The organism is Pectobacterium punjabense (assembly GCF_012427845.1).
Lineage (GTDB): Bacteria > Pseudomonadota > Gammaproteobacteria > Enterobacterales > Enterobacteriaceae > Pectobacterium > Pectobacterium punjabense.
Window position 1 is genome coordinate 32,521 of the sequence record NZ_CP038498.1, and the last position, 22,493, is coordinate 55,013.

The 22,493-nt window shown below is 50.9% G+C and carries 19 protein-coding genes; 15 read left to right on the forward strand and 4 right to left on the reverse strand.

The window, feature by feature from the left end; translation table 11 throughout:
• Positions 1–24: 24 nt before the first annotated feature.
• Positions 25–1,437 (forward strand): glycoside hydrolase family 1 protein, encoded by a 1,413-nt coding sequence (locus E2566_RS00150; protein WP_107168597.1) that lies wholly within the window; start codon positions 25–27, stop codon positions 1,435–1,437.
• Between the two features lie 183 nt (positions 1,438–1,620).
• On the opposite strand, the gene bhsA is transcribed toward E2566_RS00150, so the two are convergent.
• Positions 1,621–1,878 (reverse strand): multiple stress resistance protein BhsA, encoded by a 258-nt coding sequence (gene bhsA / locus E2566_RS00155; protein ID WP_107168598.1) that lies wholly within the window; start codon positions 1,876–1,878, stop codon positions 1,621–1,623.
• Between the two features lie 236 nt (positions 1,879–2,114).
• On the opposite strand from bhsA, the gene E2566_RS00160 reads away from it, so the two are divergent.
• On the forward strand, positions 2,115–3,401 hold the full coding sequence (locus E2566_RS00160) for a YidR family protein (RefSeq protein WP_205942458.1): 1,287 nt from the start codon (positions 2,115–2,117) through the stop codon (positions 3,399–3,401).
• Positions 3,402–3,437: 36 nt separating this feature from the next.
• On the opposite strand, the gene E2566_RS00165 is transcribed toward E2566_RS00160, so the two are convergent.
• Positions 3,438–3,794 (reverse strand): YceK/YidQ family lipoprotein, encoded by a 357-nt coding sequence (locus tag E2566_RS00165; RefSeq protein WP_107168599.1) that lies wholly within the window; start codon positions 3,792–3,794, stop codon positions 3,438–3,440.
• A gap of 386 nt (positions 3,795–4,180) precedes the next feature.
• Between E2566_RS00165 and ibpA the strand changes: the two genes are divergently transcribed.
• The 8 genes from ibpA to E2566_RS00205 all read left to right on the forward strand — a co-directional run bounded on the left by ibpA (position 4,181) and on the right by E2566_RS00205 (position 12,923).
• Entirely contained in the window at positions 4,181–4,594 is a 414-nt protein-coding gene (gene ibpA, locus E2566_RS00170) for a small heat shock chaperone IbpA (protein ID WP_005976748.1), read from the forward strand.
• A gap of 157 nt (positions 4,595–4,751) precedes the next feature.
• The gene (gene ibpB / locus E2566_RS00175) at positions 4,752–5,204 is read left to right on the forward strand and encodes a small heat shock chaperone IbpB (protein ID WP_107168600.1); all 453 of its coding nucleotides are present in this window, start codon (positions 4,752–4,754) and stop codon (positions 5,202–5,204) included.
• Positions 5,205–5,379: 175 nt separating this feature from the next.
• The gene (locus tag E2566_RS00180) at positions 5,380–7,038 is read left to right on the forward strand and encodes a putative transporter (RefSeq protein WP_107168601.1); all 1,659 of its coding nucleotides are present in this window, start codon (positions 5,380–5,382) and stop codon (positions 7,036–7,038) included.
• Positions 7,039–7,564: 526 nt separating this feature from the next.
• Positions 7,565–8,977 (forward strand): anion permease, encoded by a 1,413-nt coding sequence (locus tag E2566_RS00185; protein ID WP_107168602.1) that lies wholly within the window; start codon positions 7,565–7,567, stop codon positions 8,975–8,977.
• 193 nt (positions 8,978–9,170) lie between these two features.
• Positions 9,171–10,799, forward strand: coding sequence for a sensor histidine kinase (locus E2566_RS00190; RefSeq protein ID WP_107168603.1), 1,629 nt, complete (start codon positions 9,171–9,173; stop codon positions 10,797–10,799).
• Positions 10,792–11,514, forward strand: coding sequence for a two-component system response regulator DcuR (gene dcuR, locus E2566_RS00195; protein WP_107168604.1), 723 nt, complete (start codon positions 10,792–10,794; stop codon positions 11,512–11,514). The genes E2566_RS00190 and dcuR overlap by 8 nt, the downstream gene beginning before the upstream one ends.
• Before the next feature lie 555 nt (positions 11,515–12,069).
• Entirely contained in the window at positions 12,070–12,411 is a 342-nt protein-coding gene (locus tag E2566_RS00200) for a type II toxin-antitoxin system PrlF family antitoxin (protein WP_107168605.1), read from the forward strand.
• A 23-nt stretch (positions 12,412–12,434) separates the two neighbouring features.
• A complete protein-coding gene (locus E2566_RS00205; RefSeq protein WP_107168606.1) occupies positions 12,435–12,923 on the forward strand; it encodes a type II toxin-antitoxin system YhaV family toxin in 489 nt (162 codons plus the stop codon).
• Between the two features lie 132 nt (positions 12,924–13,055).
• On the opposite strand, the gene E2566_RS00210 is transcribed toward E2566_RS00205, so the two are convergent.
• Both E2566_RS00210 and E2566_RS00215 read right to left on the reverse strand, forming a co-directional pair.
• On the reverse strand, positions 13,056–14,399 hold the full coding sequence (locus tag E2566_RS00210; RefSeq protein WP_107168607.1) for a 2-hydroxycarboxylate transporter family protein: 1,344 nt from the start codon (positions 14,397–14,399) through the stop codon (positions 13,056–13,058).
• Between the two features lie 606 nt (positions 14,400–15,005).
• Positions 15,006–15,689 (reverse strand): SH3 domain-containing protein, encoded by a 684-nt coding sequence (locus E2566_RS00215; protein ID WP_107168608.1) that lies wholly within the window; start codon positions 15,687–15,689, stop codon positions 15,006–15,008.
• A gap of 999 nt (positions 15,690–16,688) precedes the next feature.
• Between E2566_RS00215 and dppA the strand changes: the two genes are divergently transcribed.
• From dppA to dppF, 5 genes are all read left to right on the forward strand, one after another.
• Complete coding sequence (dppA, locus tag E2566_RS00220; protein ID WP_107168609.1) at positions 16,689–18,296, forward strand: dipeptide ABC transporter periplasmic-binding protein DppA; 1,608 nt, start codon at positions 16,689–16,691, stop codon at positions 18,294–18,296.
• Positions 18,297–18,507: 211 nt separating this feature from the next.
• Positions 18,508–19,527: a dipeptide ABC transporter permease DppB gene (gene dppB / locus E2566_RS00225; protein WP_012772789.1), complete on the forward strand. Its 1,020-nt coding sequence runs from the start codon at positions 18,508–18,510 to the stop codon at positions 19,525–19,527.
• 12 nt (positions 19,528–19,539) lie between these two features.
• On the forward strand, positions 19,540–20,442 hold the full coding sequence (dppC, locus tag E2566_RS00230) for a dipeptide ABC transporter permease DppC (RefSeq protein WP_107168610.1): 903 nt from the start codon (positions 19,540–19,542) through the stop codon (positions 20,440–20,442).
• Positions 20,443–20,455: 13 nt separating this feature from the next.
• Entirely contained in the window at positions 20,456–21,436 is a 981-nt protein-coding gene (gene dppD / locus E2566_RS00235; protein ID WP_012821905.1) for a dipeptide ABC transporter ATP-binding protein, read from the forward strand.
• Entirely contained in the window at positions 21,433–22,443 is a 1,011-nt protein-coding gene (dppF, locus tag E2566_RS00240; RefSeq protein WP_107168611.1) for a dipeptide ABC transporter ATP-binding subunit DppF, read from the forward strand. Before dppD ends, dppF begins: the two co-directional genes overlap by 4 nt.
• Positions 22,444–22,493 lie beyond the last annotated feature (50 nt).

The window sequence follows — 22,493 nt, forward strand, 5'->3', positions numbered from 1 at the left end:
TACGAGTGAAACAGAGAGGAACGTATGCACGATCATCTTCAGAACGATTTCCGCTTTCCCGCGAATTTCTGGTGGGGCAGTGCCAGTTCGGCACCGCAAACGGAAGGCGAAAGCCTCAATTATGGTAAAAGCGCCACCGTGTGGGACGAATGGTTTGCCACGCAGCCCGGCCGTTTTCACCAGCAGGTTGGGCCGGCGGATACTTCCACGTTTTATCAGCACTGGCGTGAAGATATCGCGTTGCTGAAGACGCTAAATCACAACACGTTCCGAACGTCGATCTCGTGGGCGCGGCTGATTCCCGACGGCGTGGGTGAACCTAATCCGCAGGCAGTGGCATTTTATAATCAGATCATTGATGAAATGCTGGCGCAGGGCATCACGCCGTTTATCAATCTGTTCCATTTTGATATGCCAATGGTGATGCAACGCCTGGGCGGCTGGGAAAATCGGGCGGTGGTCGTGGCGTATGCGGGTTATGCGGCGACCTGTTTCCGCCTGTTTGGTGACAGGGTAAAACATTGGTTTACGTTTAATGAGCCAGTGGTGCCAGTGGAAGGCGGGTATTTGTATGATTTCCACTACCCGAACGTGGTGGATTTCAAGCGTGCGGCGACGGTGGCGTACCATACGATGCTGGCGCATTCGCTGGCGGTGAAAGCCTATCGCGAGCAGTCTCAGGGCGGAGAAATTGGCATCATCCTCAACCTGACGCCTTCCTACCCGCGTTCCCAGCATCCGGCCGATGTTAACGCTGCCAACATCGCCGATCTGATGTTTAACCGCAGTTTCCTCGATCCCGCTTTGAGGGGCGAGTACCCACAGGAACTGGTCGATCTGCTGCATCGCTATGGCCAACTGCCGCATTGTCAGCCTGACGATCGTGCGCTGCTGGCCGATGGTGTTGTCGATTTACTGGGTATTAACTATTACCAGCCGCGCCGTATTCAGTGCCGTGACAGTCTGGTCAATCCCGATAGTCCGTTTATGCCCGAATGGTTCTTCTCCAGCTATGAAATGCCGGGACGAAAAATGAATCCCTATCGCGGCTGGGAAATTTATGAACCGGGCATCTATGACATTCTGACTAACCTGCGGGTGAATTACGGCAATCCGCGCTGCTTTATTTCGGAAAACGGCATGGGGGTGGAGAACGAACAGCGTTTCGACGCCAACGGCCAGATTCAGGATGATTACCGCATCGATTTTGTCCGCGAACACCTGAAATATGTACACAAAGGTATCGCGGAAGGCAGTCACTGCCTCGGCTACCATATGTGGACGTTTATCGATAACTGGTCGTGGTCGAATGCCTATAAGAATCGCTATGGTTTCGTGCAGTTGGATTTGGCGACGCAGACGCGCACGGTGAAGAAAAGCGGGAAATGGTTCGCGGCGGTGGCGGCCGAAAATGGTTTTCAAGGTTCAACGTTGTAAGTCTATCCACGTCGGTGTGGCACTCTGCTACACCGAATTCATCGCCTTTCCTGCTTTCCCATGCCCCCCTTTCGCATAAATAAAAAAACCGGCTTGCCCTGATGAGGAGGCAAGCCGGAAAGAGGGTAATACAGGTCTATCTATGATGACTTATCGGGACAAACAGCTCAGGCTCAACAACACTTAGTTGAAGATTACCGCAGAGCCACGCAGCTGATCGTTACCGGTCGCAGACGTGATGGTATAAGATTTAGCGCCTGCTTTTTCTGCTTTCGCTGCGAGCTTAGATTGCAGTGAGCTTAGGTCTTGAGCAGTAGCAGTAACAACACCCGCTTTTTCCAGGTTCTGTGCCTGTGAAGGAGACACGTATTCAGCAGCAGAAGCACCGAAAGCAACGGTAGCGAGAACAACAGCAGCAGCGATGGTTTTTACGTTTTTCATGATGTCTTATCCTTTTCTTATTTGATAGGTGAAAGGGGGCTTCCCTTTCGATATGAAGAATGTTACGCCAATGCTAATAAATTAAAAAACGGATGTTATTGAGGAAGTCTTTCTATTTTTTTGAATGATAATATTCGTTGTTGTTTGTTTTTTTTAAATTTAAAACAATGACTTATACATAAAGCTGAATTTTATTTACAAACTATTGACTGATATTGAATAAATGGGGTGATGTCTTGTCTGTTGAAAAACAACTAACCTTTAATGCTGCTGGTCATCAAATTACCAATATTAACTGCTGGTCATGCGATGGAAATTGGCTGGTTTATGACATAAGGCCCTATGGATCTTCATTCACAGGGCTGACCATTGAGCGCATACACCTGAAAAGTCGTAAAACCGAGGTTGTTTATCGAGCAGCGGCGGGTGCACATGTGGGCGTGGTGACCTGTAGCCCGCGGGAGCCGCTGCGCTATGTCTTTATCCACGGGCCGGAAAATCCGGATAGCGAATGGCAGTATGATTTTCACCATCGCCGTGGAACGATAGTGGCGGATCGCCAGCGCGATGAGGCGAGCACGCTTGACGCTCTCTCTATTACGCCGCCTTATCAGGCCGGTGCGCTGCGCGGCGGTACGCATGTCCATGTCTTCAGCCCGGATGCCAGTCGTCTGAGCTTTACCTATAACGACCATGTGCTGCATGAGCGCGATCCGGCATTAAACTTGCGCAATGTAGGCGTGGGCGTGCCGCTACAGGCCGTCACCGTTGAGAAACGCCATCCGCGTGAATATGACGGCAGCCACTATTGTGTTCTAGTCAGCAGAACGACACCGCAACCGCAACCCGGCAGTGATGAAATCAATCGCGCTTATGAAGAAGGCTGGGTGGGCACCACGGGCTATATTCGACAGGACGGTTCGCACCAGCGCTGGGCGCTGGTATTTATTGGTGATACGCGATCGCTGAACGGGACAATGGTTCCTGAGATTTTTATCGTCGATTTGCCGGAGGCGCTGGAAGATTACGCCAAAGAGGGTGATGCGCCACTGGCGGGGACGGCAACCTCGATGCCTGCGCCGCCTGCGGGCGTGCATCAGCGGCGTTTAACCTTTACGCACCAACGCCATTATCCTGGTTTGGTGAATCAGCCGCGCCATTGGCTACGTTCCTCGCCCGATGGCAGCGAGATCGCATTTTTGATGCGTGACGAGGCTGGTGTGGTGCAATTGTGGACGCTTTCCCCGAATGGCGGTGAGCCAAGACAGGTAACGCATACGGAACACGGTGTACAGTCTGCTTTTAACTGGCACCCGGATGGGCGTTCTCTGGCATTTGTGTGTGACAACAGTATCATGCTGTGTGATGCGAAAAGTGGTGAGCTTGTTCGGATGACGGCGAGGACGGACAGCGCGCCGAGCGCGGATGCCGTGGTCTTTTCCCCTGATGGGAAACACGTTGCGTATATGCGGGAAATTGACGGTTTTAATCAGCTTTTCGTCGTGACCTGCTTGCGATCATGACTGCGGCGTAGCGGGTTCACGGCGAATGCGGTGCTATCAAAGCTGATTATGCGGTGTGGTGGCAAATTGTGAGTTGGCAGTTTGGTTTTGCTCTTCGCTTTGCGAAATGCGCTCACGCGTCGACAGTTTGCTCTTCTCGCTGCCCGCGCGATAGTAGTCGTAGGGCAGCAGCAGCGTATCGGCCACCGCGGAGAACGGCAGATCGAGCGCAACCAGTGGCATCATGGCCCAACTGGTGTCGTCGTCACGCAGCATACCCACGCTGGCGCGTGTGCCGGAATAGTATCCCTGATCGCTTCCAGTATGCGTCATCACGCTGGAGCAGCCGCCGGTTACTACCGCGCCGCTACCGGTAATAATGAAAGAGAACAACGCACTTTTCAGTAAAGTCATATTACTTATCCATTAAGAACCTGCTGCCAGAGCGGGTCGAAGCCTAGTACTGGCCACTTAAGTCCGTTGTTAGGGGAAACACAGGGGAGGTTCCCGCAGGGACGCCTCACCCCTGTGGCCGCCCCGTGTATCTCAATGCTTAAACGATCGGCACTAGGCCAAACCTACCTATCTTGAGTGTATGTGATAACGACCACTGTGTGAGTGAATATTGCATGAAACACAGCGATTTTTCTTTTTTGCCTCTTGAAAGTCTGAGGGGGGTCACCATATTGATCGTAAGCCGGAAGAAAACGATATGCCGTCAGGGTATCTGTCCCGGCTGTGAGCCTGTCCTTAGGGAAGGTAAAGAATAAATCCTCGCTGCATGTTTAGGAGGCTGTTTTATGCGTAACCCCGATTTTTCCCCACTGTACCGTTCCGCTATTGGTTTCGATCGCCTGTTCAATCTATTAGAAACCGGCCAGACCCAGAGCAACGGCGGCTATCCTCCCTACAACGTCGAACTGGTTGATGAGAACCAATACCGCATCGCGATTGCCGTCGCTGGTTTCGCCGAGCAGGAGCTGGACATCACCGCGCACGACAATTTATTGATTGTTAAAGGTGCCCACGCTGGTGAGCAGGTTGCCCGCAACTACCTGTATCAGGGCATTGCCGAGCGCAATTTCGAACGTAAATTCCAGCTGGCCGAACATATTCAGGTAAAAGGCGCCAATCTGGAAAACGGGCTGCTGTATATCGATCTCGAACGTATCGTGCCGGAAGCGATGAAGCCGCGTCGGATTGAAATTAAGTAAACCAATATCAAATTAATTGAGCACTGCCTGAAACGGCAATGCCATGAATGACTATATCGTCTGCCGAATGGGGACGACGCCAGCGATTGAAACGTGGCTGGCATAAGCTATGCCCACAGGGGCATCATTAATCTCGCTTCTTAGAAGGAGTCATATTATGCGTAACTACGACTTATCACCTTTACTGCGTCAGTGGATCGGTTTTGACAAATTAGCTAGCTCAATGCAGGGCAGCCAGGAACCGATTGATTTTCCTCCGTATAATATCGAGAAAAAAGACGACAACCACTACCGCATTACGCTCGCACTGGCAGGTTTCCGACAAAGCGATCTGGATATTGAAGTCGAAGGCCCACGCCTGACCGTGAAAGGCAGCCCGGCACCGACCGAGAAAGCCGTGGAATATCTGCATCAGGGGCTGGCGTTTAAACCTTTCACGCTGAGTTTTACGCTGGCTGAGCATCTGCATGTGTCCGATGCGCATTTTGAAAATGGCCTGCTGCACATCGATCTGGTACGTGACGTACCGGAAGCCTTGCAGCCGCAGCGTATCGCCATCGGCGGTGGCCGCCCGGCATTGAACCAGCAGTCTGCCGAAGATGCGTCATAACGCGGCATCTGCGTTATTAACCTGATAACTTCCCGCGCTCGTCTCATTACGGGCGCGGTTTTGTGTTGCCCACCACGTTTCTCTCCCCAGCATTCTGCCAGAATCAAAATAGACTCGTCGTAGAGTATGGCAGCAGTGGCATTTCCCAATAAAAACGTCCGCAAAGGATACGGGTATGAGTGATATCGCACTTACCGTGAGTATGCTGGCGCTGGTTGCCGTTCTGGGGTTATGGATTGGCAACTGGCGGATTTATGGCGTCGGGTTAGGGATTGGCGGGGTTCTGTTCGGTGGGATCATCGTCGGGCATGTTGCCCATCAGTACCAGATTCAACTGAATGATGACATGTTGCATGTGATTCAGGAATTTGGGCTGATCCTGTTTGTCTACACCATTGGCATTCAGGTTGGGCCGGGCTTCTTTTCCTCTCTGCGCGTATCTGGCCTGCGCCTCAATGCGTTCGCTCTGCTAACGGTGTTCCTCGGCTGCGTGGTGACCGTCCTGCTACATAAACTGCTTAATATCCCTTTGCCCATTATCCTCGGTATTTTCTCCGGTGCGGTGACCAACACGCCGTCGCTGGGTGCGGGTCAGCAGATTCTGACCGATCTCGGGTCGAGTTCCGCATTGGTGAACCAGATGGGGACGGGCTACGCGATGGCGTATCCGCTGGGGATCTGCGGCATTTTACTGGTGATGTGGCTGATGCGTGTCTTGTTTCGTGTCGCGGTGGATAACGAGGCAAAACAGTTTGAAGCCAGTAATGGTCAGCACCATGAACAACTGCACACGATGAATGTGTCGGTGACGAATACCAATCTGCAAGGGCTGGCGATTCAGGCTGTGCCGATTCTGAACCGCGACACCATCGTCTGCTCCCGCCTGAAACGCGGTGATGAACTGATGGTGCCGTCGCCGCAGACGCTGATTCAATTGGGCGATTACCTGCATCTGGTGGGGGCGAAAAACGATCTTGAACAGGCACGTCTGGTCATCGGTAATGAAGTAGAGACATCGCTCTCGACGCGGGGCACGGATCTACACGTTGAACGTGTAGTCGTGACGAATGAGAAAGTGCTGGGGCGCAAGATTCGTGAGCTTAATCTGAAGCAAAATTATGATGTCGTGATTTCGCGCCTGAACCGTGCGGGTGTCGAGCTGGTTGCCAGTAATCAGGCCAGCCTGCAATTTGGCGATATTCTGAATCTGGTCGGGCGAAAAGCGGCGATCGATGCCGTCGCGGATATCGTGGGCAACGCACAGCAAAAACTCCAGCAGGTACAGATGCTGCCCGTCTTTATCGGCATTGGGCTAGGTGTGTTGCTGGGTTCTGTGCCGCTGGTGATCCCTGGGTTTCCTGTGGCGCTGCGGCTTGGGCTGGCTGGCGGACCGCTAGTGGTGGCGTTGGTGCTAGGGCGCATCGGCAGTATCGGTAAACTTCACTGGTTTATGCCGCCCAGTGCGAATCTGGCACTGCGCGAACTCGGCATTGTGCTGTTCTTATCGGTCGTAGGGCTGAAATCCGGCGGCGACTTCGTCGATACGTTATTAAACGGCGACGGCGTGTGGTGGATTGGCTACGGTGCACTGATTACCATTGTGCCGCTGCTGCTGGTCGGCATACTGGCGCGCACGCTGGGTAAGATGAACTACCTGACGCTGTGTGGCATGCTGGCGGGTTCTATGACCGATCCGCCTGCGTTGGCGTTTGCCAATGGGCTTCACCCGACCAGCGGTGCGGCGGCGTTGTCTTATGCGACGGTTTATCCGCTGGCAATGTTTCTGCGAATTATGTCGCCGCAGCTTTTAGCCGTACTTTTTCTTACCCTTTAAATGTTATCAGCTGGATAAGAAATAATATTTTCTCGCCAAATCATGATTATTTTGTTTTTTATTTTTTAATAAAAAATACCTGAGTAAATAAATAAGGAATAGATAACTCACTGTCTAGGAAAGAATTATATTACCACTATTAGGTATAAGGTTTTTTTATCATTGATGTGTCGTTAATTTCGTTAATTTTATGTTTGTAAAATGTCAATTATTATTGAATTTAAAGGATTTTTTATCTGGAAATTAAAACCACGAAAGTTTCTTAAATAAATTAATGAACCTATTTAGTAACTAAAGTAACGCTATTTTGCAGGCGCATTATAATACTATCTCTTCATTAATCACTTGATTTGATCAGACGAGAGAAGCACCCTGAACCCTTGTTTTCTCGTCTTTTTTTCCGCAGATGATTCCTGTTGCGTGGTTTCAGCAGGGTGACGAAGGAAGAATAACGTAATACCCACTCCTCCGCACGGGACATCCGTCGTGAATACAGCATTCCGTTTTAATGAAGAGTGGTGTTCTTATGTCTGCGAATAATAGCAGGTTGATAAAGCTTCTAGTTATCCTTTGTATTGCCGGTGGCTTATGGTTATTGCCGGTTCCTGATGGCGTTAAACCTGATGCCTGGCATCTGATGGCGATTTTTATTGCCACGGTTGTCGGTCTGATTCTTTCTCCTTACCCGCTTGGCGCGATGGCGATGTTCAGCCTGACCTCGGTCGCCATATTAGGGTTATTATCCATTAAAGACGTGTTGGCGGGTTTTAGCGATCCCACTATTTGGATGATCGCCTGTGCCTTCTTTATCTCGCGCGGCTTTATTAAAACCGGTTTTGGTCGACGTATTGGCCTGCTGTTCATCAGCAAGCTGGGAAATAGTTCCCTCGGTCTGGCGTATGGTCTGGTGTTTACCGACCTGCTATTCGCTCCAGCGATGCCTTCCACGTCTGCACGCTGCGGTGGGATCATCACTCCGCTGTTCCGGTCAATCGCCGAAGCCTATGATTCCACACCGGAAAAAGGCACACAGCGTCGCATTGGTGCGTTTCTGGTGCAGTCCATTTTCCAGTGTAACGCCGTGACTTCCGCGATGTTCATGACTTCCATGGCGGGTAACCCGATGGTGGCCAAGCTGGCTTCCCAGTTTGGTATCCACATCAGTTGGACGGATTGGGCGTTAGCAACACTGCTGCCGGGCTTCCTGTCTTTGGCGCTGATTCCTTATCTGATCTACCGTTTCTACCCGCCTGAACTGAAGAAAACCTCAGAAATGCGCGCCATCGCCGTCGAAAGACTGCGTGAGATGGGCAAAATGACCCGCGATGAATGGGTGGTGCTGGGTGTGTTCCTTGGGCTGGTGACGTTCTGGGTACTGGGCTCTACGCTGAATATCGACGCGACGCTGACCGCGTTGGCTGGCCTGAGCGTGCTGTTGCTCAGCCGCGCGCTGACCTGGGACGATGTGGTCAGTGAGAAAGAAGCCTGGCACACCGTGGTGTGGTTTGCCGTACTGATGACGCTGGCTGGCCAGCTTAACAAAATGGGTCTGATTGCCTGGCTGGGCGGATTGGCCGGTAATGCGGTTAGCGGAATGCACTGGCTGCCGATGCTGGGTCTGCTGCTGCTGGTTTACTACTACAGCCACTACCTGATGGCGAGTGCGATTGCCCACATCAGCGCCATGTACGCAATTTTCGTCTCTATTGCACTGGCAGCTGGTGCGCCGCCAATGCTGACCGTACTGGTATTCGGTATCTTCAGTAACCTGTTTATGTCTACAACTCACTACTCCAGTGGCCCGGCACCCATTTTGTTCGGCACAGGCTACGTGCCGTTGGCAACCTGGTGGAAGATCGGTTTCTTTGTCAGTCTGGTCATTATCCCTATCTGGCTGGGTGTTGGCGGCATGTGGTGGAAACTGCTCGGTTTCTGGTAATGCATTGATACCCGATGGCTTTCCTGATGCGAGACATTCCTGACACACAAAATGTACCGCGATAGGTTAAGCCTGATTCCCTTTCTTTAAGCTTACGCCCTGTCCTTGTGACGGGGCGTATGCATCACGACACGCGAAACGCGGCGAAACAGTATAAGATAACGGTGTGATGATGTTTGTTTCGGAGAGTGACATGGGCAAGAAAAAGGCACCGCTCAAGCTGGGAACATCGGTGTTTTTGATGGTATCAGTGGTACTTGGCGCGGTGTTGTTGGTGGTCTATTCTCTGCTGTTTTTTCGCATTAATCAGCTGTCGGAAGATCATCTGCGAGAAAAAGCCTTTGCCATTGCTCGCACATTTGCGGCTTCCCCTGTTGTTATTGATGAACTTAAAGGGATTGGGCGGCCGGAGGAAGTGCAGATTGCTGCGGAGACGATCCGCCAGCGTAATCAACTGCTCTTCGTCACCGTCACCGATATGGATACGGTGCGCCATAGCCACCCTGAACCGGAAAGAATTGGCGAACATTTTGCCGGTCGGGATATCTACCCGGCGCTGTTGGGGATGGAAAATACCTCAATCAACCGGGGGACGCTCGATCCGGCACTGCGGGTATTTACGCCGGTTTTCGACAATAACCACAAGCAGGTGGGCGTTGTCGCGTTGGGGATTGCTTTAACCAGCGTGCAGAAGGTGATTAGCGATAACCGCTGGATGATTCCCTGGACGCTATTGGCGGGGGCGCTGGTGGGTTGGCTCGGTACGCTGATTTTGGTGAAGGTGCTCAAGCGTATTATGCTGGGATTCGAGCCGTTTGAGATATCGAACCTGTTTGAACAGCGCAACGCGATGCTCAAACATATTAAAGAAGGGGTTATTGCGGTCGATCAGCATGGTCGGATTACGGTAATCAATGATGAGGCGCGACGGCTTTTCCGGCAGAATAAGCCGCAGGGCAGTGAAGCGTCGGCTCTGAAGCCGGCCGAACGCGTTAGCGAACAGTGGCTTGAACACCTGCACCTGAAACAGGTGTTGGAAAGTGGTACGCCACGGCGCGATGAAGAGATTAACTTTAACGGGCACCTGCTGCTGACCAACACCGTTCCCGTTTTTGTGAAAGGCGATATTATCGGCGCGATTGCGACGTTCCGTGATAAAACGGAGATCAGCCAGTTACTGCAACGGTTGAGTGGGATGTCCTACTACGCAGATGCACTGCGGGCGCAGTCGCACGAGTTTATGAACAAGCTGCACGTCATCTTAGGGATGCTGCACTTAAAATATTACTCGCAGTTGGAAGATTACATCCTGAAGACCGCCAATAATTATCAGGCGGAAATCGGTTCGATTATTCGTAAAGTGAAGTCGCCAGTGATTGCCGGCTTCCTGTTGGGTAAAATTAATCGCGCGCGCGATCTCGGTATTACACTCTCCATCAGCGAGGAGAGTCTGCTACCGGATACCGATGATGTTGATGCTACGAATGAATTGATTACCGTGTTGGGTAATCTGATTGAGAATGCGATGGACGCGATTGATGAACAGGAAAACTGTGAAATCAGCGTGAGCTTCCATCATCAGAATAACCGCCTTCACTGTACCGTGGGGGATGACGGCCCCGGCATTTCGTTGGAAAGCCAGGCGCGTATTTATGAACAGGGATTCTCTACCAAAGGCAGCGGGCGCGGTATTGGCCTGTACCTGACCAAACAGAGTCTGGAGAAGATTGGCGGCACTATCGAGTTTGAATCAGAACCTGAGGTGTACACCCAGTTTTTCGTTACTATTCCTTATCAAGCAAGGCTGTTTGACCATGATTAATGTACTGATTGTTGATGACGATGCCATGGTTGCAGAGCTTAACAAATCTTATCTGAACCAGGTTTCTGGATTTAGCTGCTACGCGACCGTCCCCACGTTGCAGCAGGCACGGAACCTGTTGATGCAACCTGACTCGGAAATCGATTTGGTACTGCTGGATATTTACATGCAGCAGGATAATGGACTGGATCTGTTACCGACTATCCGTGAATTTAGTGAAAAGACGGATGTCATCATCATCTCTTCTGCCAGCGACGTGTATACCATCAAAAAAGCACTGCACTACGGCGTGGTGGACTACCTGATTAAACCTTTCCAGTTCTCGCGTTTTGAACAGGCGCTGACGGCCTATCGCGAAGAGGCGAACTTGTTCAAGCACCGTGATTTTGTTGCGCAGTCGGACATTGATAGCCTGATTCGCCGCACCAGCGGTAGCACGGCCAGCGAGCGCAAGAAATTGCCGAAAGGGCTGACCAGCCTGACGTTGCGTACCGTATGCGAGTGGATTGAAGGCAATCAGGGTATTGAATTTTCTACCGAAATGCTGGCGAATGCGATTGGCATCTCCCGCGTATCCTGCCGTAAATACCTGATCTACCTGTCCGATACCGGAATCCTGACCACCAATATTCTGTACGGTTCGACAGGGCGACCGGTGTACCTATATCGTCTGCTGCCAGAAAAACAGGACTCATTGCGTCAATACTGTGAATAAATCGCTGTGAATCGCTAGCGGTAATGTCATGTACTACTGCAAAATTCACCAGCCTTTTGAATAAAGATGATAGTGACTCAGGGCTGAAAATCGCCCTGAGCGCGTCTGAGGTTGCATTAATCATCAAAGAGCATGGTGTGTAAGCACCTGCCACCTGGCGCATCCATCGTGGTTTTTCCTGTGATGTGGCTGTTCAGGCGCGTTCCTCTTCGTCATTCTCGTCGTACCACTCGCTATACATAGTCCTCTCTCAATTATTGCCGATAATTTATGCTGGATTATATCCAGCTCTGAACTACGGTCGGTTCAGCGTATGTTTTTCAGTCAGTATAATGCATTTGCATTGTTCAATGCGCCTGCATTATAATTACCGTACTCATGCGAGTCATCGTAGATGATGCGACTTAAACTTGAGAGCAGAAATCCCAGCGGCTTAGCTAACCGATGACTCCGCCGTATGGGAAGTTCTGTTGCATATGGCAATGAATATATTCCCGGCGAGCTAGGCATTCGCCCCTCGTGATGTAGGAAGTGGGGATAAAGAGGGTTCAATCAATGGCTATTCAAATTAATACGGCAGATGTGTCACTGCGCGCTGAGTCTCGACTCACCGAACGCAGCCAGACAACGATTCCGGCAGCAATACGCGATGCTTTGCATCTCAAGCCAGGTGAGTACATTAAGTACACCTTGCTTGCAGGTGGCAAAGTCATCATGTCTCGACAGGAAGAAGAACAGGACGACCCCGTTGTATCGCAGTTTCTGACTTTTCTCGAAAACGACATGAAGAAAAACCCACAAAACATTCACCCCGTACCTGTGGCGTTCTGGGAAAGCATCAAAGCATTAACTGCTGGAGTTGAGGTCGATCTAGACGCGCCGCTTACTGATGACTAACTAAAAAAGCCAGGCGGTGAAACATGGAGTATTTAGAAGTAAATGGCTGGAGAATCTGCTTTCACTTATGCTTTTTGCAGCAGATTGCAGAACTTGCTCAAAAGGTTGCTGAATTAAAGGCTGCAAAGCCCGGTGAATACCTTGGCAAGAAAGAAACAAAGCTCCTACGTGCGATTGAGCGAGTGATTGAGGAATGGATAGCCGTCGATCCTCTCAACGCGCAATACCGTCAGGGAGACACGTTAGGCGATGAATTCAAACATTGGTTCCGCGCAAAGTTCTTGTCGCAGTTCCGTTTGTTCTATCGTTGCAGCGCAGAGCATAAGACTATCATTATCGGTTGGGTAAATGATTTTGATACGCTTCGTGCTTACGGTTCAAAGACAGATGCCTATAAGGTGTTCGCAGGGATGTTAAAAGCAGGCGACCCACCAGATGACTGGGAGAAACTTCTCAGTGAGGCAAAAGCCGCTACCGCCACAACTTCTATTTCAGGTTTCCTTGGAAAATAGACCTAACACAGAGTCCGTGATGACAGGCTTTGTTTGTCGTTTCGCCAAATGAACCATCACACTGCTGGTGGTCGCGCTTAATAATTTAGGTTTCCCCCTGATTGGGGGAAACCGTGATACTAGAGAGTGAAATCAGGCAACCCAGCCCAGCAGCAACGTTGCGGCGATGACGGTAGACGCGCCGCCGATGCGGGTAGCGATCTGTGCGAACGGCATCAGAGACATACGGTTAGAGGCAGACAGAATTGCTACGTCACCTGTGCCACCCAGCCCGCTGTGGCAGGTGGTCACGATGGAGGCCTCAATCGGGTACATGTTCAGATAAGGCGCAATCAGGAAGCTCACCAGCGCCATGGACAGCACCACAGAACCACAGACGATGACGTAGCCCACGGAGAATACCGCGACGACGCTCTCCAGTGGGATATACAGCATGCCAAGCCCGATCATCAGCGGCCACACCAGAGAGCTGGATACGAATTTGTAAACGCTGTGCGCACCCGTTTCCATGATGGCAGGAATAACGCGTCCGTATTTGCAGAAAACGGCGATCAGAATCATCAGCACTGGACCTGGGATATGTACCAGTTTTTCAAACAGCCCACCGACGATGAAGAAGGCGCAAATCATCAGCAATCCGCCGCCCATCAGGTGAAAATCGACCGGCTTTGGCGCGTCGTTGACGGCAAACATCGCGTTGTCTTCATCGCTGCGAACCAGACGACCTTCACCGTTCAGATCCTTGCGGCGCATACCGAGACGGGACAGCACCCCAGCACACAGAATTGCGAAAATGTTACCGACAACGGCTGCGGGCGCTAACTGAGCGACATAAACGTCTGGGCTTTGTCCCAAAATAGCTGAATAGGCGAGGGACAACGGCAGGATACCTTCACCAATACCGCCACCGATGATAGGCACGATAATGAAGAAGAAGGTGTGATAGAAGCTGTAACCGCACAGTTTACCGACCAGCAAACCGGTTGCCAGCGCTGTCGCGGTGCCGATGACCAGAGGGACGAACATACGCACCATCCCCTGAATCAGGATTTTGCGATTCATACCCAAGATACTGCCGACCACCAGACAGGCGATGACGAAATACAAGAAATTCGCCTCTTTCATCAACAGGTGTACGGTTTTCATGGTGTTGTCATTAAATAAATTAAAATACACCATAATGGAAGGCACCATCAGGCATAGAATTGCCGGGCCGCCGATATCTTTGAACACAGGAATGTTGCTACCAATGTGCGCCAGTAAAAAACCCATTGTCATGATGACGGCGAAACCGCCAATCATATTTTTAGGTAAATATCCTTCATAGGCAGCGATCGCAACAATAGCGGTAATCGCCATAAACAGAGCAACGGGAACGGAGCCAATTTTCTTTTTAAAGAAGTCGCCGATAAACGATGACTGTGTTTCCAGAGCGAGATCGTTCTCACATAAAATATCAGTTTCAGTTTTTTTCATTATATTCACCCTGCTAGGACAGTTGGTACAGAAAGAAATTACATCCCTGCCGTTTCATATCGTTACTATATTGATAGTGCATCGTTATCGACGTAGGTTATTGCCTTTTTTATCACCAGTATCGGTGTGATTATCGAGCGTCGCTAATGCCATTGGCGGTAGAATGTTTATTATCAGAAAGAAGAAAAATACTCTTTTTTGTTTTTTATCAATTACTAACAAAAAGATAAAGAATGATGGATGTTATTTAACAATGAATCAATTCTGAGGGTAATCTAGCATGATGAAATGTTAAAAATAATACGTTAATTACGTATTTGTGAAGTTATCAGCAACTCCATTTTAAATAACTTACGTCATTTTTTTGTAATTAAAATAATTTTTCAAAAAAGAAAGTGAGATAAAACAGGAGGGGAAATAAATCGTAGAGTGAAAATACCACGTTGTGAGAATAAGTAAATAATGTAATTCCATTTTAGTGAAAATATTTATTTAACTAAAATAGCCACTTTATTATTGAGCCATGTCATTTTCTTGCGAGTATATGAAGAGATCGTCAGTGAAGCATGAAGGGACAAGTACGTCCCTACCAGATAGGCTGCTACATTACTTTTTCAAACGATAAATGCCATTAAAACGGACGTTCATTCCACCACATTGACCATTATCTTCCACGATCAAATTGCCGTTAATCAGCTGCATCACGCCGCTACATTCAATCACGTCACGTGAATCATTCCATTGAAGCCGATTGCCGTTTGGCGTTGCTGAGGCAGAAAAACTGCCAAAATGCGCAATTTGCTCGCCATAACTCGATCTACCTCCATGCCAGATGGCGCGTCCTCTAAGATTCAGCGTACCGTTTTTCCCACGGGTAATCGTGATGCTATCGCCGAAATTGCGCCACGTGCCAAGCCAGGTATTGATGTCTGCCGTTTTGATGGGCTGTTTTTTAAGATAAGTCGATTCCACCCAACCGACAAATTCGGATTTTTTGCCAAAATGCCACACGCAGGACCAGCCGTTTTTTTCCTGCGCCACCAGCACGCGGTCACCTGCTTTCAAGCTGGTTTTACTCTGGCAAGCCGCCTTATTATCCGGGCATCCATTCCTTATATCATCATCGTAAAAGTGGACTTTATCGCCATGCACCGCCGTGATTTTGGCGACAGAGTACTGGTCTGGATAATCAGGAAACGCGCCATTACGGCACATCGTCATCTCATAACCCCAGCCTGCAAAACAGGGAAATGAAGTACATAACAACACAACGCTCACCATTCCTTTCATTGCTTAGTTTTCCTTGTCAAAAACACGACCAATACAACCCATGCCAATGGCTATTTTAATTAATTATATCAAAATCTTATATGATATTCAGCACCAATAAATGAAGGATAACATCTTGTCTGATATCGGTGAGAAAGGGGGCGATATCAGTGTATATGGCAGATCAGGTAAAAGCGGAGCGAGTGTTGCATGGAATCATGTGCGCTGTTGACCCGTCGAAGAGGGGAAAGCAAAGTTTTTTTATGTAGCGTAGATAGTCATTCACCTGCTTATCACACCATGGTAAATATCAGAATTTCTTATCATCCGTCAGAGTTTTCACCTGCTGTTAACGTTTTTAACAAAAAATAGTGCTCAGATCTTGGACATGTAAGACCAGATGACTATAGTTTTTTTAATGGTGATAATTTCTTTTAGTAGACAATGAATCGGTTTTTATCGCTGTTTTTTAAAATAAATGCAAAATATACGACTTAAATTATGTGATAGAGCTGTATTTTATATATTAATAAAATGTAAGGAATTTTTGTAAATCCTTACAGCTTATATTGACGTCACCGCCATCTGTTGAGAAATTGAAGCCGTCATAGGGATATAAGGAGGAAAGCAGCGGTTTGCCTGAATGATTCTACGTCTTCATCCAGCATCCGTGAGCGGGTTGTGACGTTTCAAGATATAGGTGGTAGTTATTATGACTATATCCCATAGCGTGACGGCAGTTTGCTCTGGTGACCACGATTCCTCCCCCAGTATTTTAGTTTTGCCTTCGGGCGACAGGGTACAGACCGCAGCACATAAAAATACAGGTCTGGCCAACCATATCCAATTGATTTCGAGATGCAGGACAGGATATCCGCGTTGTTAACATCTGCGTTTTTCGCGATCGCGCGTTTAACGATCGTGTTTTAACACTTATGTTTTAACAACAGGATTAACGCGTATGCAGCTTGGTGTCGGACGGGTATAGCACACAACATCATCCACAATGGAGCATAAGTAATGGAAAAATCCCTGGTTAAATCAAGGGTGTTGAAGTTCGGCCTTGGTTTGCTCGCCCTGTCCGTCGCGGCAGGTGTTCAGGCAAAAACGCTGGTTTACTGCTCAGAAGGCTCCCCGGAAGGTTTTAACCCACAGCTATTCACCTCCGGTACGACGTTTGATGCCAGCTCTATCCCTATTTATAACCGTCTGGTGGAATTTAAAGACGGTACCACGGACACCGGTCCGGGTTTGGCTGAAAAATGGGATATTAGCGAAGACGGCAAAACCTATACCTTCCATTTGCGCAAAGGCGTGAAATGGCAAGACAGCAAGGATTTCAAACCTTCTCGTGAGTTCAATGCTGATGACGTCATTTTCTCCTTCATGCGTCAGCAGGATGCTAACCATCCGTACCATAAAGTTTCTGGCGGCAGCTATGAATACTATCAGGGTATGGGTATGCCGGAATTGGTCAGCAAAGTCGAAAAAGTAGACGACTATACCGTCCGCTTTGTGTTAAGCCGCCCTGAAGCGCCGTTCCTGGCAAACCTGGCGATGGACTTCGCTTCTATCTTATCTGCGGAATATGCGGACAACATGCTGAAAGCCGGTACGCCGGAGAAGATTGATCTGAACCCAATCGGTACAGGCCCATTCCAGCTACAACAGTACCAGAAAGACTCGCGCATTCTGTATAAAGCTTTCGAAGGCTTCTGGGGCAGCAAGCCGGGCGTCGATCGTCTGGTCTTCTCCATCACGCCAGATGCGTCTGTGCGTTACGCTAAGCTGCAAAAAGACGAATGCCAGATCATGCCGTATCCAAACCCGGCCGATCTTGCCCGCATGAAAGAAGACAAAAATATCACGTTGCTGGAACAGCCAGGCCTGAACGTTGGCTATCTGGCCTACAACGTTGAGAAAAAACCGCTGGATAACGTCAAGATTCGCCAGGCGCTGAACTATGCGGTGAACAAGTCTGCCATCATCGATGCGGTCTATCAGGGCGCGGGTCAAGCAGCAACCAACCTGATCCCACCGACTATGTGGGGCTACAACAACGACGTTAAAGACTACAGCTACGATCCTGAGAAAGCGAAAGCCCTGCTGAAAGAAGCGGGTATGGCTGACGGCTTCTCTATCGACCTGTGGGCAATGCCGGTACAGCGTCCGTACAACCCGAACGCGCGTCGTATGGCGGAAATGATTCAGTCCGACTGGGCGAAAGTGGGTGTGAAAGCCAAGATCGTTACCTACGAGTGGGGCGAGTATCTGAAGCGTGCGAAAGACGGCGAGCACCAGACGGTGCTGATGGGTTGGACTGGCGACAATGGGGACCCAGATAACTTCTTCGCGACCCTGTTCAGCTGCGACGCAGCTAAAAATGGCTCCAACTACTCCAAGTGGTGCTACAAGCCGTTTGAAGACCTGATCCAACCGGCGCGTGCCGTTTCCGATCACGAAAAACGTATTGAGCTGTACAAGCAGGCTCAGGTTGTGATGCACGATCAGGCTCCGGCGCTGATTGTCGCGCACTCCACCGTGTACGAGCCTGTGCGTAAAAACGTGAAAGGTTATGTGGTTCAGCCGCGTGGCGTGCATAGCTTCAACAACGTGACGTTGGATTAAGTCAGCCACTCGATTTTCACGGACATTGAAAACCCCGACCTTGCGGTTTCTCGTTAGAGGAGCCGTGGAGGCGGGGTTTCTTGCCCGTTAAATATTTATGGCGGACCGTCGCATACGACGTTTTAAAATCGCTCCTGGCGATTTTTTGGCTGTGAGCAATGATAAGCCTGATGGCCAATGAGCCAACGGGCATGAATAGAGAGTTCGGGATATGTTGCAGTTCATACTCCGGCGTTTGGGACTCGTTATCCCAACGTTTATTGGTATCACCCTGTTGACGTTTGCCTTCGTGCACATGATTCCGGGTGACCCGGTGATGATCATGGCGGGGGAGCGTGGTATTTCCGCTGAGCGCCATGCGCAATTGCTGGCTGAAATGGGGCTGGATAAGCCGCTTTGGCAGCAATACATCCACTATATCGGCGGTGTGTTACAGGGCGATCTGGGGATCTCCCTCAAGAGCCGCATCCCCGTGTGGGAAGAATTTGTTCCTCGCTTCAAAGCGACGCTGGAACTGGGTATCTGCGCGATGCTGTTTGCTATCGCGGTTGGGATTCCGGTTGGTGTGCTGGCTGCGGTTAAACGCGGTTCTATTTTCGATCATACCTCTGTTGGCCTGGCGCTGACGGGCTACTCCATGCCTATCTTCTGGTGGGGCATGATGTTGATTATGCTGGTCTCCGTTCAACTCAACCTGACGCCCGTCTCGGGGCGCATCAGCGATACGATTTTCCTCGATGACAGTATGCCGCTGACTGGCTTTATGCTGATCGATACCTTGTTCTGGGGCGAAAAAGGCGATTTTATCGACGCGGTTGAACACATGATCCTGCCAGCTATCGTGCTGGGCACCATTCCGCTGGCGGTGATTGTGCGTATGACGCGTTCCGCGATGCTGGAAGTGCTGGGAGAGGACTACATTCGTACCGCTCGCGCCAAAGGGCTGAGTCGTCTGCGCGTCATTGTTGTGCACGCGTTGCGTAATGCGATGCTGCCGGTGGTAACAGTGATTGGCTTGCAGGTCGGCACCATGCTGGCCGGGGCGATCCTGACGGAAACCATCTTCTCCTGGCCGGGCTTGGGGCGGTGGTTGATCGATGCATTGCAGCGTCGTGACTATCCGGTGGTTCAGGGCGGTGTGCTGCTGGTGGCAACCATGATTATTCTGGTTAACCTGCTGGTCGATGTGCTCTACGGCGTGGTTAACCCACGCATCCGTCACAAGAAATAAGGGGAGGCTAAGATGACACACGTCACTGAACCGGTTGTAAACAACGCGCCGAAGCCGATGACCCCGTTACAGGAATTCTGGCACTATTTTAAACGTAACAAAGGGGCGGTTGTTGGCATGGTGTATGTCGCACTGATGCTGATTATCGCTATTGGTGCCAACGTGTTGGCTCCGCACTTACCTGCCGAGCAGTTCCGCGATGCACTGCTTCGTCCGCCTGTCTGGCAAGAGGGCGGAAGCTGGCAGTTTATTCTGGGAACGGATGACGTCGGGCGTGATGTCCTGTCCCGTCTGATGTACGGCGCGCGCCTGTCGCTGTTGGTCGGCTGTCTGGTGGTTGTGCTATCGCTGGTGCTGGGGGTGATTTTCGGCCTGCTGGCGGGATATTTCGGCGGGGTGGTCGATGCGTTCATCATGCGTATCGTCGATATCATGCTGGCACTGCCAAGCCTGCTGTTGGCGCTGGTACTGGTCGCTGTCTTTGGACCTTCGATTGTGAATGCCTCACTGGCGTTGACCTTCGTGGCGTTGCCGCACTATGTCCGTTTGACTCGCGCCGCGGTACTGGTGGAAGTTAATCGCGATTACGTCACCGCTTCACGCGTGGCGGGTGCTAGCTCGGCACGCCAGATGTTCGTCAACATTCTTCCTAACTGCCTGGCACCACTGATTGTGCAGGCTTCTCTCGGTTTTTCTAACGCCATTCTTGATATGGCTGCTTTGGGTTTCCTCGGTATGGGCGCACAGCCGCCAACGCCAGAGTGGGGCACCATGCTGTCGGACGTTTTGCAATTTGCGCAAAGCGCCTGGTGGGTGGTGACGTTCCCCGGTCTGGCAATCTTACTGACGGTATTGGCGTTTAACCTGATGGGGGACGGCTTGCGTGACGCTCTCGACCCCAAACTCAAGCAGTGATAGAGGTAGAGAGATGGCGTTGCTCAATGTAGATAAACTGTCGGTTCACTTTGGTGATGAGGATCTACCGTTTCGTGCGGTCGATCGTATCAGCTACCAGGTTGAACAAGGTCAGGTCGTCGGTATCGTCGGAGAGTCTGGTTCTGGTAAATCCGTCAGTTCGCTAGCGATTATGGGGTTGATTGATTACCCCGGAAAAGTGATGGCCGACAAGCTGGAGTTTAACCAGCGTGATTTAACGAAAATTTCTGAGAAAGAACGGCGTAATCTGGTGGGCTCGGAAGTCGCGATGATTTTCCAGGACCCGATGACCAGCTTGAACCCGTGTTACACCGTCGGCTACCAGATCATGGAAGCCATCAAGGTGCATCAGGGGGGTAACCGCAAAACGCGTCGTCAGCGAGCGATTGATCTGCTGACGCTGGTTGGGATTCCCGATCCGGCTTCGCGTCTTGACGTGTATCCACACCAGCTTTCCGGTGGGATGAGCCAGCGCGTGATGATCGCGATGGCGATTGCCTGTCGGCCAAAGCTGTTGATTGCGGATGAACCTACCACGGCACTGGACGTGACTATTCAGGCGCAGATTATCGAACTGCTGCTCGAATTGCAGCAGCGCGAGAATATGGCGCTGATCCTGATTACGCACGATTTGGCGCTGGTGGCCGAAGCGGCGCACCACATCATCGTGATGTATGCCGGGCAGGTGGTGGAATCGGGTAAAGCGGCGGATATTTTTCGTGCTCCCCGCCATCCGTACACTCAGGCGCTGCTGCGTGCGCTGCCGGAGTTTGCGGTGGATAAAGCCCGTCTGGCATCGCTGCCGGGTGTGGTGCCGGGTAAATACGATCGCCCAAATGGCTGTCTGTTAAACCCGCGCTGCCCCTATGCACAGGACCGCTGCCGTCAGGAAGAACCTGGGCTGCGCGATATTCCTGGTCGTCAGGTGAAATGTCATACACCGCTGGATGATGCGGGGAGGCCAACCCTATGAGTGAACTGAATGCCACATCGCAGCCGTACTTGCTGCATGCGATCGATTTGAAAAAACACTATCCGGTGAAAAAGGGTTTTTTTGCGCCGGAACGGATGGTGAAGGCGCTGGATGGCGTGTCCTTTACGCTGGAGCGTGGTAAAACGCTGGCGGTGGTGGGAGAATCCGGTTGTGGGAAATCTACGCTGGGCCGCCTGCTGACAATGATCGAAACCCCGTCAGAAGGCGAGCTGTACTATCAGGGGCAAGATCTGCTGAAGCCGGACCCCGCAGCGCAGAAACTGCGTCGGCAGAAGATCCAGATCGTTTTCCAGAATCCTTACGGATCGCTGAATCCGCGCAAGAAAGTCGGCCAGATCCTGGAAGAACCACTCCAGATCAATACTGAGTTGTCGAAAGCCGAACGCCGTGAAAAAGCGCTGGCGATGATGGCGAAAGTGGGGCTGAAAACGGAGCATTATGACCGCTATCCGCATATGTTCTCCGGCGGTCAGCGTCAGCGTATTGCTATCGCCCGTGGGCTGATGCTAGACCCAGACGTGGTGATTGCCGATGAACCCGTTTCGGCGCTGGATGTGTCTGTGCGTGCACAGGTGCTGAACCTGATGATGGACTTACAGCAGGATTTGGGGCTGTCTTATGTTTTCATCTCGCACGATCTGTCTGTGGTCGAGCATATTGCTGATGAAGTGATGGTAATGTATCTGGGTCGCTGTGTTGAGAAAGGCAGTAAAGATGCCATTTTCAACAATCCGCGTCACCCTTATACGCAGGCGTTACTGTCCGCGACGCCGCGCCTGAACCCGGATTTACGCCGCGAGCGCATCAAGCTGACGGGGGAGTTGCCTAGCCCGCTGAATCCACCGCCGGGCTGCGCGTTTAACGCCCGCTGTCAGCGCTGCTTCAGCACCTGCACGCAGTTCCAGCCGCAGCTGAAAACCTACGGCGAACAGCAGGTTGCCTGCTTTGCCGTCGATCAGGACGAACAAGGCACCGCAATCGCCTAGTTTTCCTCTGATGCCCCACGCGGTTAAAGCGTGGGGCATCCTGCCAGTGG

What these genes read in the sequence shown, in the direction of transcription:
- E2566_RS00150 (WP_107168597.1), top strand. Translation starts at nt 25, where the DNA reads ATGCACGATCATCTTCAGAACGATTTCCGCTTTCCCGCGAATTTCTGG.
- bhsA (WP_107168598.1), bottom strand. Translation starts at nt 1,878, where the DNA reads ATGAAAAACGTAAAAACCATCGCTGCTGCTGTTGTTCTCGCTACCGTT.
- E2566_RS00165 (WP_107168599.1), bottom strand. Translation starts at nt 3,794, where the DNA reads ATGACTTTACTGAAAAGTGCGTTGTTCTCTTTCATTATTACCGGTAGC.
- ibpA (WP_005976748.1), top strand. Translation starts at nt 4,181, where the DNA reads ATGCGTAACCCCGATTTTTCCCCACTGTACCGTTCCGCTATTGGTTTC.
- ibpB (WP_107168600.1), top strand. Translation starts at nt 4,752, where the DNA reads ATGCGTAACTACGACTTATCACCTTTACTGCGTCAGTGGATCGGTTTT.
- E2566_RS00180 (WP_107168601.1), top strand. Translation starts at nt 5,380, where the DNA reads ATGAGTGATATCGCACTTACCGTGAGTATGCTGGCGCTGGTTGCCGTT.
- E2566_RS00185 (WP_107168602.1), top strand. Translation starts at nt 7,565, where the DNA reads ATGTCTGCGAATAATAGCAGGTTGATAAAGCTTCTAGTTATCCTTTGT.
- E2566_RS00190 (WP_107168603.1), top strand. Translation starts at nt 9,171, where the DNA reads ATGGGCAAGAAAAAGGCACCGCTCAAGCTGGGAACATCGGTGTTTTTG.
- dcuR (WP_107168604.1), top strand. Translation starts at nt 10,792, where the DNA reads ATGATTAATGTACTGATTGTTGATGACGATGCCATGGTTGCAGAGCTT.
- E2566_RS00200 (WP_107168605.1), top strand. Translation starts at nt 12,070, where the DNA reads ATGGCTATTCAAATTAATACGGCAGATGTGTCACTGCGCGCTGAGTCT.
- E2566_RS00205 (WP_107168606.1), top strand. Translation starts at nt 12,435, where the DNA reads ATGGAGTATTTAGAAGTAAATGGCTGGAGAATCTGCTTTCACTTATGC.
- E2566_RS00210 (WP_107168607.1), bottom strand. Translation starts at nt 14,399, where the DNA reads ATGAAAAAAACTGAAACTGATATTTTATGTGAGAACGATCTCGCTCTG.
- E2566_RS00215 (WP_107168608.1), bottom strand. Translation starts at nt 15,689, where the DNA reads ATGAAAGGAATGGTGAGCGTTGTGTTGTTATGTACTTCATTTCCCTGT.
- dppA (WP_107168609.1), top strand. Translation starts at nt 16,689, where the DNA reads ATGGAAAAATCCCTGGTTAAATCAAGGGTGTTGAAGTTCGGCCTTGGT.
- dppB (WP_012772789.1), top strand. Translation starts at nt 18,508, where the DNA reads ATGTTGCAGTTCATACTCCGGCGTTTGGGACTCGTTATCCCAACGTTT.
- dppC (WP_107168610.1), top strand. Translation starts at nt 19,540, where the DNA reads ATGACACACGTCACTGAACCGGTTGTAAACAACGCGCCGAAGCCGATG.
- dppD (WP_012821905.1), top strand. Translation starts at nt 20,456, where the DNA reads ATGGCGTTGCTCAATGTAGATAAACTGTCGGTTCACTTTGGTGATGAG.
- dppF (WP_107168611.1), top strand. Translation starts at nt 21,433, where the DNA reads ATGAGTGAACTGAATGCCACATCGCAGCCGTACTTGCTGCATGCGATC.